Below are 9,216 nucleotides of genomic sequence, written 5' to 3' on the forward strand. Positions count from 1 at the left end.
GCCCAGGTCTGGACTGCCTTCCTGCTCGGCGCGGCCAGCATTTCGCTGCTGGGTCTCGCCCGCGCCCCCTTCGCCAAGATGGTCGCAGCCCCCGACGACCCCTGGGCCGCGCTCGCCATGCATTCGGTCTTCGGCGTCGCGCTGCCCGAGGAGGCCGTCAAGGTGATCGCCATCGTGCTGGTTTCATCGACCAAGCGGCGGACCTTCTCCAATCCGATGGATACCGTGGTCTATGGCGCCGCAGTCGGTCTCGGCTTCGCCGCGTATGAGAACCTCGCCTATCTGGTTCAGCACGCGGAGATGTGGCGCTCGCTCGCTGCCCTGCGCAGTGTACTGACGGTGCCGTTCCACGGCGCGCTCGGCATCATTGCGGGCGCCTACCTGACGATCGCACGCGCCGGTACGGCACTCGGCGCGAACCGCCGCCATCGCGATTGGGCCCGTCTTTCCAGCCGGCTACTGATCTTCGCCGGCCCGCTTGCGCTGCATTCGGCCTTCGACTTCCCGCTACTGGCGCTCCAGCGCATGCCCGATCTCGATCCGACGCTGCGAATGTGGCTGGGCGCCGCGAGCCTCCTGGTCGGCTTCAGCTCGATTGCTTTCGCCATCCGTCTGGTCCGGCGCGTGGCGCGCCACCATGCGCCGCGGACCGATGTCGCACGTGAGCGGCTCAGCCAGCTCCGCCGGATGTGGGCACTGCTGCTCGCCGGCGGCGGCCTCGGCTTTCTGGGCCTCGCCTTCGTGCTGACGTCGATCCATCACTGGCTGATCAATCCCGAGCGCAACCTGACGCTGGCGCTGATCCCGATTGGTTTCGTCTCGATCCTGCTCGGCCTGGCGCTTCTGATTGTCACAACGGCGATCTACATTCTCGGCCGCAACCGCATCCGCACCAGCGCGGAAGGTTTTTCCTCGGCGCCCGGCGGCGGCTGAGGGCGCGATGGCAAGCGCGGTGCACATAGACTAGATTGATCCGCCTGAGCTGCTTACGAGATCGAGACCATCATGACATCGCCTGAGGAATTTTCACGGCTCCGATCCACCATGAACCAGGCGGTCAAGGCGCATTGGAAGGCCTTCCTGTTCGAGGGTATCCTGCTTGTGGTTCTCGGCGTTGCCGCATTGATCCTCCCGCCGCTCGCGAGTCTTGCGACCGCGATCTTCCTCGGCTGGATGTTCCTGATCAGCGGCATCGGCGGACTGATCGCGACTTATTGGGCGCGCAGCACGCCAGGCTTCTGGTGGTCGCTGATCTCGGCCGCGCTGGCCGTGCTCACCGGCATGCTGCTACTGGCCAGGCCGATGCAGGCCGTGCTGACGCTGACCATCGTGCTCGGCGCCTATTTCCTTGCCGAGGGCGTCGCCACCATCATGTACGCGCTGGAGCACCGTCGCGAGCTGAGCGGCCGCTGGTCGTGGCTCCTGATCTCCGGCCTCGTCGACATCGCGATCTCGTTCATGGTGATCACGGGACTGCCGAGCTCGGCGGACTGGGCCATCGGCGTCCTCGTCGGTATCAACCTGCTGTTCGGCGGCGCCACCCTGATCGGCATGGCGTTGGCGGCACGCAACAGCAACACCTGAGGCGCCTCGTCGCTTCCCGCGCCGTTTGGGGGGGTGACAACCCGCCTACGGCACGCTATATGGCCAGTCATGATCACCGTCGCCATCAGCTATTTTTGGTACTTTAGCTACGACAGCTCGCTGGCGGCGGGAGGATCGCGCTCAATCTGACACATTGCAGCAAACGTCCGAACAAGCCGCCAGACCTGGCGGCTTTTTGTTGGCCGGCAGGTTTCCAAAAACAGACAGGAGCCCGCCGTGCTGAGCACGACCGACGATCTTCGCATCCGTGAACTGAAAGAGCTGAGCACGCCGGAAGAGGTGATGCGGGAGGTCCCGCGCACGCTCACCGCGACGCGCGTGGTGATGGCCGCCCGCAACGCCATCCACGCCATCCTGGGCGGTCAGGACGACCGCCTGTTGGTCGTGGTCGGCCCCTGCTCGGTGCATGATCCCAGGGCCGCGCTTGACTACGCCGAGCGCCTTGCGCGCCTGCGCGAAGACCTTGCCGACCAGCTCGAGATCGTGATGCGGGTCTATTTCAAGAAGCCGCGGACCACCGTCGGCTGGAAGGGCCTGATCAACGACCCCAATCTCGATGGCAGCTTCGACATCAACAGGGGCCTGCGGCTGGCGCGCAACGTGCTGTCGGCAGTGAACAATCTCGGCCTGCCCGCCGGCACCGAATTCCTGGACATGACGACGCCGCAATACATTGCCGACCTCGTCTCATGGGCCGCAATCGGTGCACGCACGACCGAGAGCCAGATCCATCGCGAGCTGGCCTCGGGACTGTCCTGCCCGGTCGGCTTCAAGAACGGCACCGACGGCAATGTGCGGATCGCGGCTGACGCGGTGAAGTCGGCCTCGCATCCGCATCATTTCATGGCGGTGACGAAGCTCGGCCGCTCGGCAATCGCCTCGACCGCCGGCAACGAGGATTGCCACATCATCCTGCGTGGCGGCAGCAAGCCAAACTACGACGCGGCAAGCGTTGCGGCCGCCTGTAATGAATTGACCAAATCCGGCGTCGCGCCGCTCGTGATGGTGGATGCAAGCCATGCCAATTCGAGCAAGAAGCCGGAGAACCAGCCGCTGGTGATGGCCGACATCGCCCGTCAGATCTCGGGCGGCGAGAGCCGCATCATGGGCGCGATGATCGAGAGCAACCTCGTCGCCGGTCGCCAGGACGTGGTGCCGGGCAAGCCGCTCACCTACGGCCAGAGCATCACCGACGGCTGCATCGACTGGCCGGCCACGGCAACCGTGCTCGAGCAGCTCGCCGACGCGGTCGAGATCCGGCGCAACGCCCAGCGCGCAGGGCTGCACGAGCGGTCGGCGTAAGGCACGACGAGGATAGGTCGGCTCACTCTCACCTCTCCTCGCTGGGGCCCCAGTGCGGGGAGAGGTCGAAGCCTCAGCAGCCGCGGCAGATGCTCTTGATCTTGCGATCGAGCTCCGCATCTTCCTTGTTGGCGGGGGTGTTCGGATTGCTCAGATTCTTCTCGCTCGGTACGTCCGCCGCACGCGGCTGGCGGTGACCGACGGGCGCCGGCAACACTGTTCCAGGGATTGCGCCGCCGGATGTCGCTCCCTTCGAGCCGTTGGTCTGCGCAAGCGCCGCGCCATCAAGCGAGACCACGAGCGATGCTGCCAGCATGATCTTCTTCATCTTCACGTCTCCATTCTCAAACCGGCGCACGTCCCACCCCGCTCAGGTCTCGGGCGGATAGAGATGAACGTCGCCGCAATAATCCACGATACGATAGCGCGTTTCGGCTCCCGCAGCATCCGCATCGGGTGCGGTATTTTGCGGCGCCGATACGTAGCTTGGCCCCACGGGCGATTTGCCGGCGCCGCCGGGAATGTCGATGACATAGTCCGGCTGACACAGTCCTGACACCCGCCCGCGCAACTGCCGCATCAGGTCCTGTCCCTCCGCCAGCGTCGTTCGCAGATGCGCCGTGCCCGGTGCCAGATCGCCGTGATGCAGATAGTAGGGCTTGATCCGGCATTCGACGAAAGCTCGCATCAAATCCGACAGAGCGCCGATGTTGTCATTGACGCCGCGCAACAGCACGGACTGGCTCACCAGGGGAATTCCGGCATCGGCGAGCCGCGCGCAGGCCGCACGCGCGAGCCCTGAAAGTTCGCGCGCGTGGTTGGCGTGCACCGCCAGCCAGGTGGTCGCGCCCGCGACCTTCAATGCCGCAACCATCTCCTTGCTGACGCGCACGGGCTCGACCACCGGCACGCGGGTGTGAAGACGGATGATCTTGACGTGATCGATCGCGGCCAGATCGGCCATGATCTCGCTCATTCGTCGCGGCGACAGCATCAGGGGGTCGCCGCCGGTCAGAATCACTTCCCAGATCTCGTCGTGTGCGCGGATGTAATCGATCGCCGCGCGATAGGCGCTGTCCGACAGCGCATTTTCCTTGCCGGGCCCTACCATCTCGCGGCGGAAGCAGAAGCGGCAATAGACCGCGCAGACGTGAACGAGCTTGAACAACACGCGGTCGGGATAGCGGTGCACGATCCCGGGAACCGGCGAATGCGGGTGGTCGCCGATCGGATCGGCGTTTTCGCCCGGCTTCAGGTCCAGCTCGGCTGCGGTCGGAACGAATTGTCGCGCGATGGGATCGTCGGGATCGGTCGTGTCGATCAGCTCGACCAGATCAGGCGTGATCGCTACGGCATAACGCGCGGCAACCCGTTCGAGCGCCGGCAACGCGGATGCAGGGGCCAGACCCTCGGCCACCAGCTCGGCAGGCTCGCGCAGAGTGCGTGCAAGGATTGTCTTCGTCATCTCTCATCCGCAGGCGGAGTCCACACCACCTGATCAATTCGTGTTGCGCCGCTCGCCAGCATGACCAGCCGGTCGAAGCCAAGTGCGACGCCACTCGCCTCCGGCATTGCGGCAACGGCAGCCAGAAAGTCCTCGTCGAGCGGATAGGCTTCGCCGTAGCGGCGCTGCTTCTCCGCCATCGATTCCGTGAAGCGTTTTCGCTGCTCCTCGGCATCGGTCAGTTCGCCAAAGCCGTTGGCGAGCTCCACGCCGCAAGCATAGACCTCGAACCGCTCGGCAAGCCTCGGATCGTCCACCTTCACCCGCGCCAGCGCCGATTCTGGAGATGGGTATTCAGACAGGATGGTCAAACGTCCCCGCCCCAGATGCGGCTCGACATGCTCGACCAGAACCTTGCTGAAAATGTCAGACCAGGTGTCGTCCTCGGCTATACGGATCTTGCCGCGGGCCGCCGCGGCGAGCGCGGCACGGTTACCCTCGCCGCCCGAAATTGTCGACAGCAGGTCGATGCCGGCGAAGCGCTCGAAGGCGCTCGCGACCGTCAGGAGTTCCGGCTCAGCGAAGGGATCGGCGGTCCGGCCACGGAAGGAGAAGGTCCCGATGCCGGTCACCTGCGCCGCGCGGGAAATGACGACGACGGTATCGGCCATGATGGCATCATAGGGGGCACCCGTCCGGTACCATTCCAGCATCGTGAATTCGGGCAGGTGCAGGTCGCCGCGCTCGCGGTCCCGGAACACCCGGGCGAACTCGAAAATCCGCGTCTCGCCCGCCGCCAGCAGCTTCTTGCAGGCGAATTCGGGCGAGGTCCGCAGGTATCGGCCGGCCCGACTGCCGTCGGGTCGCATGATCTCGGTCCGGGGGGCGTGCAGATGGGTCTCGTTGCCCGGCGAGACCTGAAGGACGGAGGTTTCGACCTCCGTGAAGCCCTGCTCGGCGAAAAAGGCCCGCAAAGCTCCGGTCACGGCGCCCCTGGCCTGGAGGAACGGCCGCCGGTCGAGGTGTCTGCCGGGCGACCAGAACGGCGACATCGGCTTGTCCCCCGACATCAACCGACCACCCCAGTCGGCAGCAAAGTGCTGGCATCCAACGGCAAAATCAGTATGTTGCGGCCCGAAACGGGCGCCGAGGTCCGATTTGAGGCCCTAAGTCCCCCATCGATTTGACCACGTCCTGGCCGCAGCCGGGCCAAGTAAGCAGGAAATACAGCTTTGAGAGTCATCGCCAGTTCTATTCGCAAGGGCAACGTGATCGAGCAAGACGGCAAGCTTTATGTCGTCGTGAGCGCCGAAAACATCCATCCTGGCAAGGGCACCCCGGTCAGCCAGATCGAAATGCGCCGAATCTCGGACGGGGTAAAGATCTCCGAACGGTACAAGACCACCGACCAGGTCGAAAAGGCCACGATCGAGGAGCGCAACTATACCTACCTCTATGAGGACGGCGATGGCTACCACTTCATGAACCCGGAGACCTACGATCAGGTCCAGGTTTCCAAGGACGTCGTCGGCGACGCCGCCGCGTATCTCCAGGAGAGCATGACCGTCAAGCTGTCCATGCACGACACCAATCCGGTGTCGATCGCGCTGCCCCAGCGCGTGACGCTGGAAGTGGTCGACACCGAGCCCGTGACCAAGGGTCAGACCGCCTCCTCCTCCTACAAGCCGGCGGTGCTGTCCAATGGCGTGCGCACCACCGTGCCGCCGCACATCACGGTCGGCACCCGCATCGTGGTGATGACCGAGGACGGCTCCTACGCCGAACGCGCCAAGGACTAAGCGAGCAATCGAGGATCGGAACAGGTACCGCCGGGGGGCGAGGCAGTGGGCAGGAAGAGTCTCCGCTTCGTCTCGCTTCTCCTGGCGTTGCTGTCGCTCCTCGTCGCCGCGCCGCTCGCTGCGGATGAATTCCGCAACCCCTCGCTCACTGCCCTGCGCGTCGACTGGCGGGCAGCGCTCGACCAGCTCCGTGTCGAGATCAACAGCCGCCCCCAGGTTGCGGGCGACTTCATCTTCGCACCCCGCCGTTCGGTGCCGCGCTACGATCCGCGCGCAACGCCCGCGCTGGTGCAGCTCAACGCGATCTCCTTGCGCTTCTTCACCGGCATTACCCGAAGTGCCATACCCGTGCTGCTGCCGTTCGACGCCGCGGCGTACCTCGAGGCGCAGCGCAGCGGCGCGCCGGCGCCGCTCGCCCTGTCGCGCTACCAGGCTGACTTCAATCCCGTTGACATGTTCGATGCCGGCCCTGCCGGCTACAGCGCGACCTTCGCGCTCGAACCCGGCGCCGGCGAGGGCATGCCGAGCCGGGTGTTCGCAAGGCCGGTCGAGGTTCAGATCACGGGCTCGGCCCTCGTCTACGACATCGCCGATCCCGCCGGCGGCAAGGGCGAGCCGGTCAAGCCGCTCGCGACAACCTACCCAGACCTGCGCAAGTTCATCCGGGAAGGCTATGTGCGCTACGCCTTCACCCGCTTCGGCGTCGCCTATGTGGTGTCGATCCAGTGCCTCGACAGCGTCGCCAAACCGCGACGGCTCGCCTGCAAGGAAGCCTACCCGGTCGCCGAGCGCTTCCTGAGGGCGCTGCGTGTCGCAGGCGGCCAGCGCATGCGGCCGCTGACGGACATTGCCTCCAACGTGCTCGACCGTCCGGCCGAGCGTTCACCGGACTTCGGCTACCGGCCAAGCGGCGACATCATCCCGAACACCGGCTACCGCAACAAGAGCGGCCATCCCGACATGATGGCCTATGCCCAGATCCGCTTTCCCCTCGAGAAGGTGCCCGCCTTCGTGCGCTCGCAATCCTACGGCAAGCGCGACAGGAGCGAAGGCCCGACCGCCTACCCCTGGCGCGACAATTTCTGCGAGTCGCGCAGTTTCGAGGTGTGGCAATGTGGCGGAGGCTACGGCCACCAGGGCGAGGACATCCGCGCCGCCGACTGCCCGCCGCCCGGTGAAGGCCGCGAGCCCTGCGATCCCAAGCAGCGCGCCGTCGTCGCCGTGCGTGACGCGATCGTCATCCGCGGAGCCAAGGACCAGGCCGCGACACTTCAAGTCAATAGCCGCACCGAGCACATCCGTTTCCGCTACATGCACATGAATCCGCAGGTGATGAACGCCGATGGCGTGCTCAATGGCCGCTTCGTCACCGAAGGCGAGAAGATCGGTGTGATCTCGAACTATCTCGATCATCCCGCCGGCACGTCGATGCACCTGCATTTCGATGTTCAAGTGTTCACCCGCGACGGCTGGATCTGGGTCAGCCCCTACGTCACGCTGGTCTCCGCCTATGAACGCCTGATCCGCGCCCGCGGCCGCGAAGTCGGTCCGGAGGTTGCGGAGACCCCGCAGCCTGTGGCGCACGCGCTGCCCGAGGACGTGATCAAGCCGGACCCGCGCGAGGGATCGGGCGGCGAGGACAATTGACAGCTTGCTCGTTCTGATGCCGGGCGGTGCAAGAGCGTGTTGTCGCGCGCACCGCCGGCTCGAACGCAGAAGGGACAGGATTGATGAGTGTCGGACTGATCGGTCTTCTCGACGATGTCGCGGCGATCGCAAAGGTGGCAGCAGCTTCGCTCGACGATGTGGCGAGCCAGGCCGCCAAGGCGGGCGCAAAGGCGGCTGGCGTGGTCATCGACGACACGGCCGTCACGCCGAACTACGTCATCGGTTTCGCCTCGAAACGCGAACTGCCGATCGTCGGTAAGATCGCGGTCGGATCGCTGCGCAATAAATTACTGATCCTGCTGCCGATTGCCCTGCTGCTTGGCTATTTCCTTCCCGCCGCGATCACGCCGCTGCTCATGCTGGGCGGCGCCTTTCTCTGCTACGAGGGCGCCGAAAAGGTGCTCGAAGCCGTGATGCCGCATCATGCGCACCACCACGAAACTCAGCTCCAGCCGATCGCGTTGAATGCCCGGTCGATGGAGGACGAGAAGGTCGCGAGCGCCATCAAGACGGATTTCATCCTGTCGGCGGAGATCATGGCGATCACGCTCGCGGCCCTCCCGGCGGGCAGCATCTGGACGCAGGCGCTGGTGCTGGCGCTGGTCGGCCTCTTTATCACCGTTGGGGTCTATGGCGTGGTCGCCCTGATCGTGAAGGCGGACGATGTCGGCGTGGCCCTCGCGCGCCACGACGGCGCCTCTGTCATTGGCGGTGCGATCCGCTGGCTTGGACGCGCGCTCGTCCGCGGCATGCCCACCTTCCTGGCGGTGCTGAGCACCGTCGGCACCGCCGCCATGATCTGGGTCGGCGGCGGCATCATCCTGCACGGCATCGAAAAATACGGCCCGCCCGTGATCGGCCGCACGGTCCATGCCGCAACCGAGGCTGCCGCACACGTCCTTCCATCCGTTGCCGGCATCATCGAATGGTCGGTCGAAGCAGCCATCTCGGGCGCACTTGGACTGCTTGTCGGCGCACTTGCGATTCCGGCCGTTGAATACGGTCTCACACCGGCCTGGAAGCGGCTGAGGCGATCGCAGTCGGCCTGAACATTGCGGTTGCGAATTGCGAATGCGGCTACTCCAGGAACGTCGTCAGTTGCGCGCCCTCATCTGCGACGAACACCGCGATCAACTCCGCCGGCTCCGTCATACTGGCATTGGCCGAGACCAGATGCGTCGAGCCGGGCGGCTCAAAGAAGGACTGGCCGACGCCGAACGTCTCGACCGGGCCGCCGCCGAGCTGAGAACGAATCTCGCCCTTGGTGATGTAGGCCGTGACGGATCCCGAGTGACGGTGCGGCCGCGAAAATCCGCCGGGACCGTACGACACGCGCACGATGGTGACGCGCTTGCCCGGGACGTTCGGAAGCGCATAGGAGCCGATCGGCTCCCCCCT

General features: G+C 65.4%; 10 protein-coding genes. 6 read left to right on the forward strand and 4 right to left on the reverse strand.

Annotated elements, in window-relative coordinates; translation table 11 throughout:
* From IC50_RS10220 to IC50_RS10230, 3 genes are all read left to right on the forward strand, one after another.
* Positions 1 to 933, forward strand: a 933-nt coding sequence (locus tag IC50_RS10220; RefSeq protein ID WP_035703635.1) for a PrsW family glutamic-type intramembrane protease, incomplete at its 5' end; no start/stop codon positions are given.
* 72 nt (positions 934 to 1,005) lie between these two features.
* A complete protein-coding gene (locus IC50_RS10225) occupies positions 1,006 to 1,584 on the forward strand; it encodes an HdeD family acid-resistance protein (RefSeq protein ID WP_035703637.1) in 579 nt (192 codons plus the stop codon).
* A gap of 237 nt (positions 1,585 to 1,821) precedes the next feature.
* Complete coding sequence (locus IC50_RS10230; RefSeq protein WP_035703639.1) at positions 1,822 to 2,907, forward strand: 3-deoxy-7-phosphoheptulonate synthase; 1,086 nt, start codon at positions 1,822 to 1,824, stop codon at positions 2,905 to 2,907.
* A 73-nt stretch (positions 2,908 to 2,980) separates the two neighbouring features.
* On the opposite strand, the gene IC50_RS10235 is transcribed toward IC50_RS10230, so the two are convergent.
* Genes IC50_RS10235 through epmA form a run of 3 tightly spaced genes read right to left on the reverse strand, consistent with a single transcriptional unit; the run spans position 2,981 to position 5,421 of the window.
* Positions 2,981 to 3,235 carry a hypothetical protein gene (locus IC50_RS10235; RefSeq protein WP_035703641.1) on the reverse strand — a complete coding sequence of 85 codons (255 nt, stop codon included), beginning with the start codon at positions 3,233 to 3,235 and terminating at the stop codon, positions 2,981 to 2,983.
* A gap of 42 nt (positions 3,236 to 3,277) precedes the next feature.
* Entirely contained in the window at positions 3,278 to 4,372 is a 1,095-nt protein-coding gene (locus tag IC50_RS10240) for a lysine-2,3-aminomutase-like protein (protein ID WP_035703643.1), read from the reverse strand.
* Positions 4,369 to 5,421, reverse strand: a complete 1,053-nt coding sequence (gene epmA, locus IC50_RS10245; RefSeq protein WP_035703644.1) for an EF-P lysine aminoacylase EpmA — start codon at positions 5,419 to 5,421, stop codon at positions 4,369 to 4,371. The genes IC50_RS10240 and epmA overlap by 4 nt, the downstream gene beginning before the upstream one ends.
* Positions 5,422 to 5,583: 162 nt before the next feature.
* On the opposite strand from epmA, the gene efp reads away from it, so the two are divergent.
* The 3 genes from efp (at position 5,584) to IC50_RS10260 (ending at position 8,867) form a co-directional block, all read left to right on the forward strand.
* Positions 5,584 to 6,150: an elongation factor P gene (gene efp / locus IC50_RS10250; RefSeq protein ID WP_035703646.1), complete on the forward strand. Its 567-nt coding sequence runs from the start codon at positions 5,584 to 5,586 to the stop codon at positions 6,148 to 6,150.
* Positions 6,151 to 6,195: 45 nt separating this feature from the next.
* Positions 6,196 to 7,797 (forward strand): peptidase M23, encoded by a 1,602-nt coding sequence (locus IC50_RS10255; protein WP_035703647.1) that lies wholly within the window; start codon positions 6,196 to 6,198, stop codon positions 7,795 to 7,797.
* Between the two features lie 83 nt (positions 7,798 to 7,880).
* Positions 7,881 to 8,867, forward strand: coding sequence for a DUF808 domain-containing protein (locus IC50_RS10260; RefSeq protein ID WP_035703648.1), 987 nt, complete (start codon positions 7,881 to 7,883; stop codon positions 8,865 to 8,867).
* Positions 8,868 to 8,895: 28 nt separating this feature from the next.
* On the opposite strand, the gene IC50_RS10265 is transcribed toward IC50_RS10260, so the two are convergent.
* Positions 8,896 to 9,216: cupin domain-containing protein (locus IC50_RS10265; RefSeq protein WP_035703649.1), on the reverse strand; the 321-nt coding region annotated here is incomplete at its 5' end.

Source organism: Bradyrhizobium genomosp. I (2014), assembly GCF_000261685.1.
GTDB lineage: Bacteria > Pseudomonadota > Alphaproteobacteria > Rhizobiales > Xanthobacteraceae > Bradyrhizobium.